The organism is Acinetobacter gyllenbergii CIP 110306 = MTCC 11365 (assembly GCF_000413855.1).
Taxonomy (GTDB): Bacteria; Pseudomonadota; Gammaproteobacteria; order Pseudomonadales; family Moraxellaceae; genus Acinetobacter; species Acinetobacter gyllenbergii.
Genome location: NZ_ATGG01000004.1, coordinates 67,115 through 83,968, shown reverse-complemented (window position 1 = coordinate 83,968; position 16,854 = coordinate 67,115). Strand labels below are relative to the sequence as shown.

19 protein-coding genes and 1 tRNA gene are annotated in these 16,854 nt (G+C 42.0%); 7 read left to right on the top strand and 13 right to left on the bottom strand.

The window, feature by feature from the left end:
- Together F957_RS21815 and F957_RS18985 are read right to left on the bottom strand one after the other, a co-directional pair.
- A partial coding sequence (locus tag F957_RS21815; protein ID WP_016660104.1) for a hypothetical protein occupies positions 1–173 on the bottom strand: 173 nt, incomplete at its 3' end.
- Between the two features lie 56 nt (positions 174–229).
- Positions 230–1,486 (bottom strand): hypothetical protein, encoded by a 1,257-nt coding sequence (locus tag F957_RS18985; protein ID WP_016542685.1) that lies wholly within the window; start codon positions 1,484–1,486, stop codon positions 230–232.
- Positions 1,487–1,712: 226 nt separating this feature from the next.
- Between F957_RS18985 and F957_RS18990 the strand changes: the two genes are divergently transcribed.
- The 3 genes from F957_RS18990 (at position 1,713) to F957_RS19000 (ending at position 2,774) form a co-directional block, all read left to right on the top strand.
- Entirely contained in the window at positions 1,713–2,195 is a 483-nt protein-coding gene (locus tag F957_RS18990) for a hypothetical protein (protein WP_016542684.1), read from the top strand.
- A gap of 76 nt (positions 2,196–2,271) precedes the next feature.
- Complete coding sequence (locus F957_RS18995) at positions 2,272–2,598, top strand: gamma-glutamylcyclotransferase family protein (protein WP_016542683.1); 327 nt, start codon at positions 2,272–2,274, stop codon at positions 2,596–2,598.
- 100 nt (positions 2,599–2,698) lie between these two features.
- Positions 2,699–2,774: transfer RNA gene (locus F957_RS19000), tRNA-Thr, on the top strand.
- A 9-nt stretch (positions 2,775–2,783) separates the two neighbouring features.
- Here the strand turns inward: F957_RS19000 and F957_RS19005 are convergent.
- The 4 genes from F957_RS19005 to F957_RS19020 all read right to left on the bottom strand — a co-directional run bounded on the left by F957_RS19005 (position 2,784) and on the right by F957_RS19020 (position 6,642).
- A complete protein-coding gene (locus F957_RS19005; RefSeq protein ID WP_016542682.1) occupies positions 2,784–3,206 on the bottom strand; it encodes a GFA family protein in 423 nt (140 codons plus the stop codon).
- A gap of 7 nt (positions 3,207–3,213) precedes the next feature.
- Positions 3,214–4,041, bottom strand: a complete 828-nt coding sequence (locus tag F957_RS19010; RefSeq protein WP_016542681.1) for an SAM-dependent methyltransferase — start codon at positions 4,039–4,041, stop codon at positions 3,214–3,216.
- 2 nt (positions 4,042–4,043) lie between these two features.
- Positions 4,044–5,342, bottom strand: coding sequence for an FAD-dependent oxidoreductase (locus tag F957_RS19015; protein WP_016542680.1), 1,299 nt, complete (start codon positions 5,340–5,342; stop codon positions 4,044–4,046).
- A 433-nt stretch (positions 5,343–5,775) separates the two neighbouring features.
- Positions 5,776–6,642: a pirin family protein gene (locus F957_RS19020; protein ID WP_016542679.1), complete on the bottom strand. Its 867-nt coding sequence runs from the start codon at positions 6,640–6,642 to the stop codon at positions 5,776–5,778.
- A 286-nt stretch (positions 6,643–6,928) separates the two neighbouring features.
- Here F957_RS19020 and ycaC point away from each other — a divergent pair, with 286 nt between their 5' ends.
- On the top strand, positions 6,929–7,555 hold the full coding sequence (gene ycaC, locus F957_RS19025) for an isochorismate family cysteine hydrolase YcaC (RefSeq protein ID WP_016542678.1): 627 nt from the start codon (positions 6,929–6,931) through the stop codon (positions 7,553–7,555).
- Between the two features lie 69 nt (positions 7,556–7,624).
- Complete coding sequence (locus F957_RS19030; protein ID WP_016660103.1) at positions 7,625–8,551, top strand: LysR substrate-binding domain-containing protein; 927 nt, start codon at positions 7,625–7,627, stop codon at positions 8,549–8,551.
- A 7-nt stretch (positions 8,552–8,558) separates the two neighbouring features.
- Here F957_RS19030 and F957_RS19035 read toward each other — a convergent pair whose 3' ends face one another.
- Positions 8,559–9,479, bottom strand: coding sequence for a LysR substrate-binding domain-containing protein (locus tag F957_RS19035; RefSeq protein ID WP_032861117.1), 921 nt, complete (start codon positions 9,477–9,479; stop codon positions 8,559–8,561).
- Between the two features lie 136 nt (positions 9,480–9,615).
- On the opposite strand from F957_RS19035, the gene F957_RS19040 reads away from it, so the two are divergent.
- Positions 9,616–10,293 (top strand): hydrolase, encoded by a 678-nt coding sequence (locus F957_RS19040; protein WP_016542675.1) that lies wholly within the window; start codon positions 9,616–9,618, stop codon positions 10,291–10,293.
- A 66-nt stretch (positions 10,294–10,359) separates the two neighbouring features.
- Here the strand turns inward: F957_RS19040 and ssb are convergent, their stop codons facing one another.
- From ssb to F957_RS19055, 3 genes are all read right to left on the bottom strand, one after another.
- Complete coding sequence (gene ssb / locus F957_RS19045) at positions 10,360–10,956, bottom strand: single-stranded DNA-binding protein (protein ID WP_016542674.1); 597 nt, start codon at positions 10,954–10,956, stop codon at positions 10,360–10,362.
- Between the two features lie 51 nt (positions 10,957–11,007).
- A complete protein-coding gene (locus tag F957_RS19050; protein WP_032861115.1) occupies positions 11,008–12,372 on the bottom strand; it encodes an MFS transporter in 1,365 nt (454 codons plus the stop codon).
- Between the two features lie 155 nt (positions 12,373–12,527).
- A complete protein-coding gene (locus F957_RS19055) occupies positions 12,528–13,610 on the bottom strand; it encodes a DUF475 domain-containing protein (protein WP_004657231.1) in 1,083 nt (360 codons plus the stop codon).
- A gap of 172 nt (positions 13,611–13,782) precedes the next feature.
- Between F957_RS19055 and tenA the strand changes: the two genes are divergently transcribed.
- On the top strand, positions 13,783–14,457 hold the full coding sequence (gene tenA, locus F957_RS19060) for a thiaminase II (RefSeq protein WP_016542672.1): 675 nt from the start codon (positions 13,783–13,785) through the stop codon (positions 14,455–14,457).
- A 153-nt stretch (positions 14,458–14,610) separates the two neighbouring features.
- Here tenA and F957_RS19065 read toward each other — a convergent pair whose 3' ends face one another.
- The 3 genes from F957_RS19065 to F957_RS19075 form a co-directional block, all read right to left on the bottom strand.
- Entirely contained in the window at positions 14,611–14,964 is a 354-nt protein-coding gene (locus tag F957_RS19065) for a DUF1304 domain-containing protein (protein WP_016542671.1), read from the bottom strand.
- Between the two features lie 65 nt (positions 14,965–15,029).
- Positions 15,030–16,013, bottom strand: a complete 984-nt coding sequence (locus F957_RS19070) for a zinc-binding dehydrogenase (protein ID WP_016542670.1) — start codon at positions 16,011–16,013, stop codon at positions 15,030–15,032.
- A 3-nt stretch (positions 16,014–16,016) separates the two neighbouring features.
- The gene (locus F957_RS19075; RefSeq protein WP_016542669.1) at positions 16,017–16,619 is read right to left on the bottom strand and encodes a TetR/AcrR family transcriptional regulator; all 603 of its coding nucleotides are present in this window, start codon (positions 16,617–16,619) and stop codon (positions 16,017–16,019) included.
- Positions 16,620–16,854: the final 235 nt, after the last annotated feature.

Genomic DNA, 16,854 nt, shown 5'->3' with positions numbered 1-16,854 from the left:
GTCGATAAACAGATCAGTTCTACAGATAATCCATCATTAATGCCATGATAACCCTCTAGGCGTTGCAGCATGATTTGAGTATTTAGAGCTGTATTTGAAAACCGCATACTCATCGCACGTTTTTGAGTGCCAACGCCTAATTTATCTAAGACGTTAAAGATATTATTCAACATTATTATTGCCTTATTCTTGATCAATAAAAGCTACCAGAATGACCTGTCTGATTCAATTATGAACTGTTTTCATTTTGTGTCATTTCAAATAAAAGTCTTCGATAACCTTGAACAACATAGCGACCCAACTGATATTTTTCTTGTATTTTCGCAATACTGAATTGCTCCAAATCCTGTTGGTGTTGTTTTACCCAAGCTCTCTTTTGATCCTCAATCGTAATATTTAGAAATTTTCTTAAAATCATACGATTTTTAATAATATATTTTTCACTCCGTTTTAATTTTTTTGCAATTTCAGTCACACTCAAATGTAAGTCTAATAAAATCTCCTGATTTTCTAAACGCCATGCCTGCACTTGATCCTTATGTTTTGGACGTCCTAAACGCTGTCTTAATTCATCTTTCTTCCGAAAAATTTGTTCAAGGCTCAGACCAAGCTTTTTAACTAAATCGGCATTACTCAGCTCAGGATTCAATAGATCATGCTGATGTAACGCGAACCAAGCCTCTTTTTGCGCCTTAATTTTTGGAATATCAAGGATTTCTCTTAATCTTGCTTTTGCTCTTAAAATTTCTCCTGGCATTTTTTGGAATTGATCCGCTAAGACAGCAACCGTTTTTCCTGAGTTTAATAATTCCTCCTGATGATCCAATAGCCATTGCCGCTTTTCTTGCTTATCATTTTGAAATTTTTCAGAAAAACTGAATTCATCTAGCGCTTGCCGAATACGGTTATAAAATTTTTTAGCGATGAATACACTCACATCAAATTTTTCTACGATTTCTTGAACAGTTAAGCCTTTCAGCTGTTGTTTATTGGCTTGAAACCATTGTTCTTGAATCACCTCAGCTTGTTTTTTTCGAAGTCTCTTACGCACAGGAATATCGACAAGTTCAGCCAACCAGATTTTATGTTGATAAACTTGAGGTCGCGTTAGCCCATATTTAGCTTTTAATGTGTCTAAACTGTCATACAACAGTTCATCTTGATGCGCCAAAAGCCATCGATCATTTCGATAGATAAAATTTCTTTGAATCCCCAATAATCGCCTGAATTTACCGACCATACTTAAAGACAGCTCAAGCTTATTTGCAGCTTCAAAAACTTTGTATTCCTTTACGAAATCAGCAACTTCTGGCGTTAAAATCACTGAAAATCCTGGCCCAACTCCCTCATCTTTAGCGCTCAGTCCATAAGGCCAGCCACGATAAACCATAATACCTACATGTGTTTTTCGCTCCTCATAGGCATCCCAGTACTCCCCCTCCCAATCCTTAACGGTTTTAATTTTAAAATGTTTATATTTTCCCATTATTTTATTTCACTGCTCACAATCCAATATAAAGCCGTATCCATCAGGCTTCTTAATATGCTTGATACTAACTAATCTTTATTTTAAAGATCAACAATCAACCTAATATGGATATTAAACTGACCTATTATGTGTATTGTTTTAAATAATTTTTTTTGGCATTCTTTTATTTGAAAAACGTAGAAAAATATGAATTCATAAAATTCAGTATAAAGGAAATTATGAAATGCAAATTTATGGAAGAGATACATTATCTACAGAAGAAATTTGGCAACTCTATCAGTTTATTATTCAAACACCAGAATTATGGCGCCCTGAAACATTTAAAGAAGCTGCAAAGAAATGTGGTCTAAGTCGAGTTGCTGCTCGCGAAGGTTATTTCAGTTTTACAGGCAAAAAAAATATTAAAGGGCAAGCTCATATTGTCAATAACTTTGTCGAGGAGATCCGTTTTTTCATTGTGAATGAACCCAGAAATTTAACAGAAGAACTTTATAAAAAAGATCGCCATAAAGTTAAACAGCTTGCTGCTGAATATTCAACCAAATTTAAGCAACAACTGGGAGAACCAAGAGTATCAAGCAATAATGATATTTTCGAATATAACGATCACCGCCTTAGAGTATTACCGAACAACCAAATTTGGGTGGTCATTTCTAAGCTTTCAATCCTTAAACAATTGCCAAATGACTGGTGGGCCGAGAAATAGAAAAATCATTTTCTCATCTGATACCCACACTTATCCATTTTTGCTACTCTATTTGTTTTACTTTCTAGCTTTCACTATGCTCAGTTTATTTGTTTACGGCACTTTAGGACCCAACCGTCCCAATGCCCATATCATGGAAAATATTGGTGGTACGTGGGCAGATGCACATGTATTTGGCACATTCAAACAACAAGGTTGGGGAGCTGAACTCGGCTTTCCGGGCATTGTGCTTGATCAAACAGATCAAAAGGTGTCTGGATTTGTGTTCTTCTCAGACAATCTAGAACAACACTGGCAAGCACTGGATGAATTCGAGGGTGCAGGCTATCAACGTGTCCCTGTTCAAGCACACTTAAGTACAGGTGAAGTGATTGATTCTTTTGTCTATGCACTCAATAGCTAAGCTGAAATTGGCGAAAATTCGACAATCCAATTAAATTTATCTGATTGCTCATTTTTTCGCTTGTTTTTTTAATTAGATTCTGTAGAATTCTCGCCACGTTGCCGGCATAGCTCAGTTGGTAGAGCAACTGACTTGTAATCAGTAGGTCCACAGTTCGAATCCGTGTGCCGGCACCATTTCTCGCTTTATTCTCGTTTCTTCCCCATCATTTTTTCAAAATGCGAAATATTCGGATTTAATAAATCCCATTCATTTGCATGACTCACAAAACATTCTGCTTGTGGTTGATACAAATTAGGATCATCCAGCGTTCCTGCACGTATCGAAATCATTTCAGGTACAAGTTCGGGTAGGCCAAACATTTGTGAGCCACAATTGGGGCAAAATGCACGGCGGATCGGCTTGCCTGACAGTCCCAAAGACTCAAAATATTTCAGCTCACCTTCAATTTTTAGTTCGGACTGATGAAAGAAGGCAATTGGCGCATAAGCACTGCCTGTAGCTTTCTGACAATCACGACAATGACAATTAAAACGATAACGTGGCGCAACCTCGGCCTGATAGCTCACTGCCCCACACAGGCATGAACCTTTATATTGATTTGGCATCTTGTTCTCACTTTTTTACTGCGCTGATTTGAATATAACGTACTAATTCATCTTGGTAGAGTTTTCGGCACAACTTGGCAGTCATGTTTATTTTGAGTTGGGCCAAATCAAAGGCAGATTTTTCATTTTTTTGTGTTTCGATATATTCAGCAAAACCATTCAATACAGGTTCGGAAAAATCCTGAATTTGAATTTCACCAAAACCATGCTGCGCTAAAGTCTGTCCCAACTGCTGCTGATCCATCAAATACTGCCAATTCACATCGGCACTTTTTAATAGATAGCGATATTTTTGTTTTTGTAGAGTAGAACACTGTAGCCAATTTTCCGACCACATTAGCGTGTGAAATGCGATGCGACCTTTTGAATTCAAAACTGGAGATGTGGATTCAAGAAATGAATTCAAATCACTGTGATAAGCCGCATCTATACACAGCACCACATCAAATGAATTCAAAAGTCCGAGTGTTTTTAAATTCAAAAAAGATCCACAATGAATTTGAACCTGCGGTAATTGTTTTTGAATTCGTTTGACGCATTCGGGCTGTAACTCAACAGCACTAAGTTGTTGAATGTGATAATGCTGGAGCCAATGCAACAGACTGGCACCTTGTCCACAACCCAGATCTAGAACACGATCTGTGGATTTCAGTTGAATGGATTGTGCAATTTGATCAGCCAGACTTTGGCAGGCTTGTGGATAACTATCATGTTGGCTTTGCCAAAAACCTAAATTACTCCAAGCAAGCCATGCATCATCACCAAGTCGTTTGGCATCAATCGCATATTTATGCCCAATGACTTTTTCGATCAACGCTTGCTTGAAGGTGGTCATGCTTAATAACCGAGTTCAGGCGCAACTTTAACTTTTGGTTTTAATCCAACAAAAGGTACGGCTGCACCTAAGATTTCAGAAATATGCATCGCTGATGTCACAGCAGATTCTAAAATTGGCAAGCCATCACATGACCATGAACCGCAATAAAACACTTTACGGTTTAAATCTAAATGACGTTGTTGAATTTGTTTATTCAAAGCCACGGTTTCCGAATCAACCACTGCGCGAGTGAGTTTGACTTTGGAAATCACTTTCTTTGGATCGATATCAATCACCGGACACCACGTCTGGAACACGGCATTTTTACCCACCAAGCTGGGTTCAATCGCATTAATCCACACGGTAAATTGCTGACGGGTAAATTTACGATCCATCATATAGCTCAATACCGCCCAATCTTTACGGCGTTGCGGCATCACAATTGGATCGGTGTGAATCACCAAATCACCCTGCTCAAAGCGGAATTTTTTCAGCAAGGCAATATCCTCAGCAAATTGTGGTTGCTTGAGAAAATCTTCAATTACTGGGGTTGGTGTCGCAATCACCACACGGTCAAATAATTGGCTTTCACCCTGTGCATTTTCCACCAAAACTTTTTCGCCCTGCTCTTCAACTTTTTGAACAGGCGAACCACTATGAATTTCAATGCCTTCAATCAAGCGATTGACCAGTGCAGGCGTTCCACCTTTCATTCGCAATAAGGCTTCACCTTCGGTCAACTGACGAATAAATTCCAATAAAGGTTTGGCTGGCCATTCTCCAATGGTTTTAGGATGGCAAGTACAAATGGTATACAGCACAGGCATCACCGTACCATGCCAAAACACTTCCTCAATATGATATTGATTCATGAATTCAGCTAGTGTGATGTCCTGATTCTCTGATTTAAAGAATTGATGTACCGCAGTTTTCAGTTGCAACATGCCTTTGACCAAGCGCCAACCATATTGCTGAATGCCTTTGCGGTTATTAATAATCGGGAAATTGCCGATACGGCTACGTGAAGTGGTGAGCCATGTATCGGTTTTATCTTCAAACAACCAACTGCAAGCCATAAAGGTACGGACAGGGAAAGTTTCGATACCTAAATAGCTGGCTAAACTTAAAGTATTTTGCCAAAGCTTTGGATTCATTACACGTAGCGGGGCATCAATAATGCCACCATCAAAATCAATACTATGACTATCCATGCCTCGCCCTGCGAGTGCTTCGAATATCGTTACCTTATGCCCTGCATCATGTAGGATTCTGGCTGAGGCAAGTCCTGCCATTCCACTGCCAATAATTGCAATATCCAAAATTATGTCCCATCAGTTGATGATTTTTCTTGATTATGACTGATAGTTAAGCGAAACACGGTATTAAAAAATACCAGATTCAGGGCTTCTGCCAGACTTTTGTCGTAATATCGTTGTTGATTTTTTGTTACATTTCATCACAAATTGCATTTCTATCTTAACATAATGAAAAAATTAAATTTATTACATTTTAGGCCACAAAAATATACAGAACATTCTATATTTTTTCATTTTCAGCACTTTACCGACTTCCCATTGCCCTAATTCAGTGCTATGTTTATTGAACAACAACGAGAATAAAGTCACATAACAAGCTGAATAATTATAAGTGACATAATATTAAAAAAATCAATAGAGGACCCTTACAGCGAAAGCCTATCACTCTAACGGAGTGATAGGCTTTCTTATATATGCAACTAATTTAGCTCAGCATTTAAGCTTCCATCGAACCAAATTTACCGCTATTGAAATCACGAACCGCATCCATGATTTCCGCTTTGCTGTTCATGACAAACGGCCCATAACCTTCAATCGGCTCATTCAGTGGTTGGCCTGTCAAGATCAGGAATTTACTGTCTTGTTCGGCCTTGATGCTAAAGTCAATTTCTTCACGGCTCAGTACCACCAAACTCGGTGCTTCTATGCTTTGGTTCTCATTTAAGATCACCTGACCAGAAAGCAAAACCAACAATGTGGTATGACCTTCAGTCGCATAAAAAGTATGTTCCTGATCTTTTACAATCATGCCATCCCAAACATTGACTGGGCTAAAAGTGGTTGCTGCACCAGCGGTGTCTTGATATTGACCTGCAATCACCCGCATTTCGCTACCCGCATCATCCAATTTAATGTGCTGAATTTGATCGGCTTCAATGGCTTGGTATTTTGCTGGCGTCATTTTCGAATGCGCTGGCAAATTAACCCACAACTGAACCATTTCAAACAAACCACCTTGATGGGCAAACTCAGGCGAATGAAACTCTTGATGCAAAATCCCACCACCTGCGGTCATCCACTGCACATCACCTGCTTTGATGGTTCCACCACCGCCACTCGAATCTTTATGGGTGACCTCACCTTGATAGGCAATGGTTACCGTTTCAAAGCCACGATGCGGATGCGAACCCACACCATGCTGAGCTGTGGTTGGATCAAATTGATACGGTGCAGCATAGTCCAAGAGTAGAAATGGACTAATGCTTTGACCTAAACGGTCATAAGAAAACAAGTTATAGACTGGAAAACCATCACCAACCCAGTGCATGTGTTTGTTTTGATACACACCAAGAATTCTTTTCATTCGCTTTCTCCTATAAGGTAGAAACTCTGTTCTTGAGGTCTATTTTACGCCTCCTCACACCGTGCTTATAGCCTCAGAATGACAACACATTATTCTACATATAGGACAATTTAAAATTAAAAACTGTATTGAACCCTAAACACTATCAATCATCCTATTTTTGATATTGTTTATCTCATTTTTTACGCTTCATCTACATGAAAAACTTAACTAGCATAATTTCAAGCACGACGGAAACTCACTGTCTTTTCCGTGTTCTTTTCTACAAAAACATGAGGATACAACCATGACTAAAGACTATATTCGCCTAGACAAAGACAACGCAGCCGTACTTTTGGTCGACCATCAAGCGGGGCTACTTTCATTGGTTCGGGATATTGATCCAGACAAATTTAAAAACAATGTCTTGGCATTGGCTGATGCTGCAAAATACTTCAACCTGCCGACAATTCTCACCACCAGCTTTGAAAATGGCCCAAATGGTCCATTGGTACCAGAGCTGAAAGAACTGTTTCCCGATGCCCCTTATATCGCTCGTCCAGGCCAAATTAATGCCTGGGACAATGAAGACTTTGTCAAAGCAGTGAAAGCCACAGGTAAAAAACAATTGATTATCGCGGGTGTAGTGACTGAGGTCTGCGTGGCTTTCCCTGCCCTGTCTGCACTGGCAGAAGACTTTGAGGTATTTGTGATTACCGATGCTTCAGGAACATTCAATGCCTTAACCCGTGATGCAGCGTGGGATCGTATGTCGCAAGCAGGTGCGCAATTGATGACCTGGTTTGGGATGGCCTGTGAACTGCACCGTGACTGGCGCAATGACATCGAAGGCTTAGGTGCTTTATTCTCAAATCACATTCCTGATTATCGTAACTTGATGACCAGTTATTTCACCAATAGCTCAGAAAAATAAATAAAGCCCTCGGAAGATGAGAAGAGTTAATGCTATTCTCATCTTTTGCTATTTCGGATTCGCTTTGCCTTGATCAACTCATTTGATGACTTTCATTATTTCTATTTGGTGGTAAAACACGGCGGATTTAGTGCGGCCAGCGAAGCTGAGAATATCAGCAAATCTAAACTTAGCCGTCGCATCATTGAACTTGAACATAAATTTAATGTTAGCCTGATCCAACGCACCACCCGTCATTTTAAAGTCACGGATTTAGGTCAAGAGTTTTATGAAGAATGCTGCAAAGTGATTGCTCAAGTCGAATGTGCCGAGAATGTCTTGCTCAAGCAGAAAAATGAACCACAAGGCATGGTCAAAATCAGTTGCCCACCGTTAATGATGCATTTCCAGATTCGGAAATTACTCAATCAGTTTTTAAAAGCCTATCCCAAAGTTGAAATCTCTTTAGAATTGACCAGCCGCCGCGTCGATGTGCTGCATGATGATATTGATATCGCGATCCGCACCAGTTTTGAACCGAATCAAGATTCCAGTTTAATTGTTCGCGATGTGATTCGAACTGAGCATTGTTTGGTGGCTGCACCCGAGTTACTTCAAGACAGAACCATTCAGCATTATTCAGAATTACAGCACTATCCAAGCGTGGCCCTAGGCATTCAAAAACATCAATATTATTGGCATTTATGTCATATCCACAGTGACGAAACTGTAGATATACCTTATCAACCACGAGTCAAAAGCAATGATTTGGCTGGGGTCTATTATGCGGTTCATGATGGTTTAGGTATTGCGGATTTACCTTATCTCACGGTGCAAGCCGATATTCAAAAAGGTAAACTGATTCACCTATTACCCGAATGGAAGTCCAATCGAGGTACCGTACAGCTGGTCTATGCCTCACGCAAAGGTCAACGTTTGGTGGTGGAAAAGCTGATTGAGACCCTGATGGAGGGCCTGAGAGAATTGGCAAAAACTGACAGTGGCTATTCTTTATAGTGCAGTATTAGTAAAGCACCGAATTGTGTTGTTTCAGTTCTGCAAATTTCTGTACCAGAAAATCAATCAATAATTTCATCGATGGCAATAATCCTCGTCTAGAGGTATAGACCAAATGAATCAGCTCAGGTTTAGGCTGCCATTGGGGTAGTACATGAATCAAACGCCCTTGTTTAATGTCTTCAGCTACCATTAATTCTGGTAATTTTGCCACGCCCAAGCCTTGCAGCGTGGCTTCTCTAAGCGCAGTCAAATCCGTGGTGGTCAGTCGTGGATGACATTGGACTTTGAGTTCTTGCTGATCTTGAGAGAATAACTGCCAAGCATATTCAGGCGCAAAGGACTCCATCATCAACACAGGGAACTGCGTCAGTTGTTGTGGCTCATGGATTGAATAAAACTGATGTAACAGGTCTGGACTGGCAACAATCAATTGTCGTGCCAAAGCCAGTTCTCGCACAATCAATTCACTGTCGGCTAAGGGTAAAGGACGAATTCGTATCGCCAAATCAAAACGCTCATTGATTAAATCAACACGGCGATTGGTGGCTTCGACATGCAGACTGATTTTGGGATATAGCTGCAAAAACTCATTCAGCATTGGACTAATATTGATATGCAATAAATTGGTCGGGCAAGACAGCTTGATCAATCCACGTGGCTCGGCGGTTAAAAATTCAATTGCTTCTTCGGCAGCTTCCGCTTCAATCAACATGGCCTTGCAATGCTGATAATAAATTTTACCCACCTCGGTAATTGACACCTGTCGGGTAGTTCGATTGATCAACTTCACCCCCAGTCGATCTTCCAATTCGGCAATACGCCGGCTCAGTAAAGACTTGGTCACCATCAATTCTTGGCTGGCTGCTGAAAAACCACCGCAATCAATCACTTTCACGAAGAAATATAAGTCATTTAAATCTTTCATGTTATTTGCTCGACCCACCAATAATGACAACAATTGTTCTTTTGGCATGACAATATATCCTATTGCAGATATTTTTCAGCCATCGTCATGTCTATATCATCAATTATACCCCCTAAGACAAGATGAGGATACAACAATGACAATGCCAGCAAACTTCAATGGTCAAGCACCTGTTATCGATGTCAATGATGCCGTGATGCTTTTGATTGACCACCAAAGTGGTTTATTCCAAACCGTCGGCGATATGCCAATGCCTGAATTACGTCAACGTGCTGCAGCACTTGCCAAAATCGCAAGTTTGGCCAAGATTCCTGTGATCACCACCGCTTCCGTACCGCAAGGCCCCAATGGTCCTTTAATTCCTGAAATCCACGCCAATGCCCCGCATGCCCAATATGTGGCACGTAAAGGTGAAATTAATGCATGGCATAATCAAGACTTTGTCGATGCCGTTAAAGCGACAGGCCGTAATACCCTGATTATTGCAGGAACCATTACCAGCGTGTGTATGGCTTTCCCTGCGATCAGTGCCGTTGCCGAAGGTTATAAAGTCTTTGCCGTGATTGATGCTTCTGGAACGTATAGCAAAATGGCAGAAGAAATTACCTTAGCACGTGTGGTACAAGCAGGTGTGGTGCCGATGGACACCGCAGCTGTGGCATCTGAAATTCAACGCACGTGGAATCGTGATGATGCATTGCAATGGGCAGAGGTTTATACCCAGATTTTCCCGGCTTATCAGCTTCTGATTGAAAGTTACAGCAAAGCTCAAGAAGTGGTGACTAACCACGAAACCTTGGACTCTGCGCGATAAAATCAACACCAAAAAAAAAGGCATAGAACTGAGTTCTATGCCTTTTTTCATGCTGAACGCGAAGCGTTAAAACGGTAAATCGTCATCTAAATCCGCTGGCGCTGCCGCAGCAGGTTGAGGTGCTGCTTTTGGTGTATTAAAACCATTGCCTGCTTGTGGGCTACCTGCATAATTACCTTGCTGGTTGCCGCCATTAAAGCCGCCACCTTGGCCATAACCACCTTGGTTGTTGTTATTGTTATAGCCTGTATTTTGGTAACCACCGCCTTGGTTATTATTGTTGTTAAAACGAGGTTGGTTAAAGTCGCCACCGCTCTGCTCGCCTTGTTGACGGCTATCCAACATCTGCATTTGATCGCCACGAATTTCAGTGCTGTAACGCTCTTGACCATTTTGGTCTGTCCATTGACGGGTACGCAATGAACCTTCGATATACACTTTTGACCCTTTACGGAGATACTGTTGTGCAATTTCACCTAAACGGTTGTGCAACACGATACGGTGCCATTCTGTTTGCTCTTTACGCTCACCCGTACTTTTATCCATCCACGATTCACTGGTTGCAATCGAGAATTGAGTTAATGATCCACCATTTGGAAAAGTTTTAGTTTCTGGATCTTTACCTAAAGTACCTACTAAAATAACTTTATTCACACCACGCATTAGCTGTCTTCATCCTATATATTTCTATGTTTTACTTTATAAGAGTTATGATTAAATGGCTACCTCTTTGCCAATCAAGTGCGTTAAATCTTGTCGCCCAGCATCATCAATGCACTGTTTATCGACTTTAATATACGCAACTTGCTGTTCTGGCATCACCACGACTTCTTCAATACCACGAATCGCCAACAGTTTTGAAGTCCATTCATCTGTTTGTATTGCTTGAGGTAAAGGCAACACAATAGAAGACAAATATCTCGGCTGAGCCAGACCAAAACTAATTAGCAGCCATATTATAGCAATCCCCGTCAACACACTCCACCCGAGCGCAGTATTCTGTAACATCAAAAGCTGACCACCCAAGGTTCCGCCAAAAAACGCTCCCAAAAACTGGCTGCTGGCATTGACGCCCATGGCAGTGGCTTTGGATTGGATCGGAGCTGCTTTGGATAACCAAGAGGGTAATAATGCTTCCATCACGTTAAATGCAATAAAGAATAAACCCAGTCCTGCCAACAATACATATTTAGACTCATAGCCAAAGATCAGAATCAGTAAACCACCAATAAGCCCAGCAATGGCAGTGAGAAAAATGCCGCGCATTTTGCGATATTTTTCCGCAATGATAATGCTTGGGAAGGCAAAAAACAGGCTGATCACTAACAGAGGTAAATAGACTAAACCATGCTTTGCCAATGGAATTTGCGCGTACTCAATCAACTGTGAAGGCACATAAATAAACATGGCCGTCAGCAATAAATGTAGTGCAAACACCGACACGTGCAAACGGTTCAACTCACCCATTTGGATGACTTGCTTGAGCTGATTCAAATAGCCTTGCTGATAATTTCGGTGGTGTCGCGTAACTTTAGGCACCAATAGCAACATCGAAATCGCAGCCAACCCCATAATGGTGGTGACAAAGAATAGACCTGATATACCGACCAAACTGGTCAGCCATGGCCCCAAACTAAAAGCAACAACGAAGGATAAGCCAATACTCATGCCCATCGCCGCCATAGCTTTGGTCCGTTGTTCTTCACGGGTGACATCGGCCAGTAATGCCATCACCACGGCTGAAACTGCACCTGCACCTGCAATCGCACGGCCAATAATCACCCCATAAATGGTGTCGGATAGACCCGCAATGGCACCGCCAATGGCAAATAACAATAAGCCGAGCACCACCAAAGGCTTACGGCTGAAGCGATCGGCCAAGAGGCTAAATGGAATTTGTAAAATTGCTTGGGTTAAGCCATAGACTCCCACCGCGAGACCGATTAAGGCAGGTGTGGCATATTGATAGGATTGTCCTGCAACTGAAAATACAGGAATAATCATGAACAAGCCCAACATGCGTAAGGCAAAAATGCTACTTAAGGCAAAGGTTGAACGGCGTTCTAAAGCATTCATTATTGATAAGACACTATAACTGGCTCAGCGAATTATAAGCCATTCGCCTACAAAGGTTGTACGTAGATTATGAAAAACACAATCTTTCTGCAGAGAAAAAAATAAAGGAGCGATGTTCGCTCCTTTATTTACACTAACTGATCAAGCTGAAAACAAGCTTAAGAAGCTTGCTGTTCTCGCTTGCTATACTGAATCGAAGCCAACACCGCCCACACAATAAAGGCCACCCCGATCAAACCCGTGACTACTTCAGGTACATGCAAGCCCGTACCACTTGCGATCATGATGAATGCCAGTGCACCAATCGCATAATGTGCGCCATGCTCTAAGTAGATATACGCATCCAAAGTGCCCTTTTCGACCAGATAAATGGTCATTGAACGGACAAAGATCGCACCAATCGCTAGACCGAGCATAATGATCACCACATCACTGGTAATCGCAAAGGCACCAATCACTCCGTCAAAGCTGAAGGATGCATCTAGTACTTCAAGGTAGAGGAAACCACCAAAACCGGCTTTTACCACACCCGAAGCTGCACCACTTGAGTCATGGCCAATGGCATTGCCATTTTCATCAATCTCAGGCTCACCACCCAATAAATGACTCAAGACCTGCACCCCGATGTACACCACGATGCCCCAGATTCCTGCCATGGTTACAGCCAAGCGAGCAGACTCATCGACATTCGCCGCCATAATGATCATCGCGATCAAGGCCAAGAACACCGACATGGCCGGCACGTTGGCCAAATGGGCTAGTTTCGCTTCCAACCATTTAAACCAATGGGTTTCTTTACCATCGTCAAAGAAGAAGTTTAAGAACACCATCAATAAGAAGGTCCCACCAAAAGCTGAAATTTCAGCATGATGCGCCATCAAACGCTCTGAATAGGTCTTCGGATCATTCAGGGCCATTTTGGCGACTTCAACCATGCCCATATCAGCGGTTACCGCGACAATCACCACAGGGAAGATTAAACGCATCCCAAATACGGCAATCAGGATACCGACGGTTAAGAAGATCATTTTCCAGAAATGATCCCAACCCCGCAGTACTGAGGCATTCACCACCGCATTGTCGAAAGAAAGAGACACTTCCATCACCGCTAGAATGGCAGTAATGGTCAGTGCTTTTAGCATGGTGGCAACACCCGCTTCAGGGCCATGCGTATAGCCCCAGTAGGCCGAAAGTGCTAAACACACAATCGTAAAAAATATTGAGAAACGGAAATGCTTCATGAGCAGCCTTTTATCCAAATATAGAGTGATAAAAATGTGCTTATTGTAGGCGAGTTTTGACCCAAAAACAGAAAAGATTGTTGGACTTGTTTGGCAAAAAAAACCATCCCGACCAGACTCTGCTATAGTGCTGAAAAGATTTCTTTTATATGTACTTTCATAGGTTCATTCCATGACGTTTTCTCAAGATGTTTGGCAACGTAATCAAGATTTATATCAAAAAATATTAGCACTACCTTTTAATCAGGAGCTTGCAGCAGGCACACTCGATCGTTCAGCCTTTTGTCATTATGTGATTCAAGATGCGCATTACTTATTGGCCTATGGACGTGCCTTGGCTGTTGCTGCCGCTAAAGCCTATGAAGCTGATGATGTGATTCAATTTTCTGAAGCGGCTAAAATTGCCATTATTGTAGAACGAAGTTTACACAATGATTTTATGCAGGAATTTGATGTCAGCAAAACCGAGTTTGAAAACACACCACTAACACTGGCCTGCCATCATTACACATCTTTCCTGACAGCAACCGCATGGTCAGAAAGCTATCCTGTGATTTTGGCAGCCTTATTGCCATGCTTCTGGATTTATGCCGAAGTCGGTAAAGACATCGTCAGTCAATCGGTTGCCAACAATCCTTATCAAGCATGGATCGATACCTATGCAGGGGAAGAATTTAATACCGCGGTGCGTAATGTGATTGCGACGGTTGATAAAGTCGCTGCACGGTGTGATGAGGATACCTTAGCCAAGATGCATGCGGCTTATCGCATGGGTGCAAAACTGGAATGGTTATTCTGGGACAGTGCCTATCAACAACGTCAATGGTTAGGACTCGATCAAGCCTAAGTATCAGTTTAGTCGTATTTTCTCCAGACATAAAAAAGCCCCAATTAAGGGGCTTAGTCGTATATCGTATCGTCCGATATACTGTATGAGGCTCATCTCAAACTGAGCGCATTAAAACATAAATAGGCTCAAATGCCTACTTTTATTGCTGGGTTAAAAAACATTCACTACAATTAAAGCAATCAATGCAGGCACCGCCTGAATGTAGATAATCTTTTTACTCGCAGTCAGACCCCCATAAATCCCGGCAATCAACACACAGCCTAAAAAGAAGTTGGCAATCGCCGTTGCATAGTCGGCAGGTGCCAGTAATGACCAAAATAAACCTGCGGCAAGGAAACCATTATACAGCCCCTGATTTTGTGCCAATACTTTGGTCAGTTGTGCTTTTTCCAGACTATTGCCAAAGGCCTTTAAACCATAGGGCTTGTCCCACAAAAACATTTCCAGTACCAAGATATAAACGTGCAATACTGCAATTAACCCGATCAATACTTGTCCCAACATGCGATTTTTTCCTTTTTATTGTGTTTGAATTTAATTGGATCAGTCGCAAAACTGACCCAGTATTTTTACAAAGATGGTGCTAACAACACTTTACCCTGACGCGCGCCTTGAGTTGCTTTCAACGCGGCAGTATTAATCTGGTCAAAACTAAAGATACCCTCAACAGGTAGAACCAGTTTTTTCTGCGTCGCCAATGTAATCAGTTCTACAAACAAAGCCTTTTTACGTTCCACTGGCATTTCTTTATTGACTACACTGGCCCAGAACCCTTTAACCGTAGCTTGTTTAAAAATCAGATCACCCGATGAGATCTGCATGGTCTCGCCAGTCATACTGCCAAACGACACCAATAGGCTATTTTCACTGAGTAAACTCAACATTTCCCCGCTGGCGCTGCCACCAATTGAGTCCACCCCAGCAATTAAGGGCTGATCTGTATGTATGGCTTTGACTTGTTGCTTCCAATCTGGCTGATCCGTCGCCACCACATGCTGAATCCCCAAAGCCTGCATTTCTGCTATCGCATCAGTACGACGAACCAAATGAATGACGTGTAGTCCGCGCGCTTGAGCAATCATGGCAACGGTTTTACCCACCGCACCATTTGCCGTATTTTGAATCAACCATTGATCTGCTTGTACGTTGACAAAATCGAGGAGCATCAGCGCACTGATCGGCATCCCGATTAGTTGTGCGGCGGTTTGGTCATCAATCGCATCATTTAAAGCAATAATACTGGCTGCTGGCGCGATAAAATATTCCGCCCAACTGCCATGTACGCCAGCAACCGCAACGCGCTGTCCTAATTTGCTGCCATCTACACCGTCACCTACTGCATCGACGATCCCTACCGCTTCGCTGCCACCAATGGCAGGCAAGGTTGGCTTATAACCATAACTACCACGTACAGTCCAAACATCGTGATTATGCATAGGAGACATGATCATCTTGATACGAACTTCACCCGCTTTCGGCTCAGGTTGCGGCATCTCACCCAACTGCAATACATCGACGGGTTCACCAAAACTGTGATGGATAATACTTTGCATGTTTTATTCCTTAATCGGTTGGAGCAGCTGTTGAGTGGTTTCTAAGGCTAAATGTAGCGGTGCTTTGTCTTGGGCCAGTTTGGTCATCAAGGCGGCACCCAGCCACAATTGATACATCACCTGAGCGGTTTTAAGTGGGTCAAGATGGGCAGGAATCGAGCCTTGTTGTTGCCCTTCTTGTAATAACAAGGCCACACGTTGCGTCAATCGATGCACGCCGAGATTGAGAATTTGACGCATGTCGTCGGACAAATCAGCAACCTCTGCTGCTAATTTCACAATCAGACAATTCTCTGCCCAGCTGCCATAAACAGGATCATCGATCCATGCCTGCCATAACGCTATCAAACGTGCATGCGCACTTTGTTCGGTATGTTGCCAGAGCTGTTCGACACGGACTTTATAATCCGCCATATATTGTTCGAGCAAAGCACAGCCAAATGCTTCTTTAGAAGCAAAATAATGGTAGAACGACCCTTTCGGGACATCACAAGCTTTGAGAATCTCTTGCAAGCCAACACCCACAAAACCTTTACGTAATACCAATTCAAAGCTGGTATCGAGAATATGTTGTCGCGTGGCTTCACTTTTATTTGATCGTTTCATGCACACACTATAAATCAATATTAGACCAGTCGTCTAGTTAAATATCTATTTTAATAAGTGATCAATTTTTACATGGTAATCTGCGGCATTGAATGCTAAAAATACGAGGCGCATCGCGTGAGATAAATGTGAACCAGTTCATTAACCGTCACAATTTGTCGTTTTAATTATTTTTATACCACTTGAACGATTTTAAATCGCTATCATATACCTGTTTTCATATTCAGCTTATTGA